The sequence below is a fragment of the Candidatus Symbiopectobacterium sp. NZEC135 genome (assembly GCF_025962695.1).
Window position 1 is genome coordinate 1 of record NZ_JAGFPF010001470.1, and the last position, 533, is coordinate 533.

Sequence of the window (533 nt, forward strand, 5' to 3'; positions counted from 1 at the left end):
GTTAGCGAGCCGTGAATATCTGAGGCAAACATCAACTTCATGGTGATCCCCGAAAAAAAACACTACGCGATGCGGCAAAGTGTAACAAAATTACCGTACGCATCTCTTATCCTTTTTTCATTTAGCAGGTGGGTGTCGCACGATTACACACATCAATGTGCTGAGGATAGAGGACCAAGGCCGTCGCTCAACCAGCGGTAAGCACCGCATAAAAAAAACGTACTGAACACTCCCTGTTCAGTACGATCCTGAGTTACAGAATCCGTGTCACAGACACGCGGATAATAGCAAATTGAACAATCTCGCCCTTCTGCCCGATGCAGCGCGCAGGGGAAAGCGAATCACCATCATGCTGCAAAGCGCATACCAACGCCGAAAAAGCGTACCGACGTTGAAATTACGCGGGCAACATGAACCGCTTTGCGCTTCAGGCTGCGCTGTTTTGCAGCATTTCGCCCCATAATGCAGCAGGGTTTGCCAATCCCAAGGGCAGCGTGGCGTACTGAAATGCAGCGTTTTTTTACCAGATAGTC

At 49.5% G+C, this 533-nt stretch carries 1 protein-coding gene; it reads right to left on the reverse strand.

Translation table 11 applies throughout. The annotated features are described in order from the left end of the window. Positions 1-267 precede the first annotated feature (267 nt). The coding region (locus J5224_RS34880) for a hypothetical protein (protein WP_264629373.1) at positions 268-533 on the reverse strand (266 nt) is incomplete at its 5' end.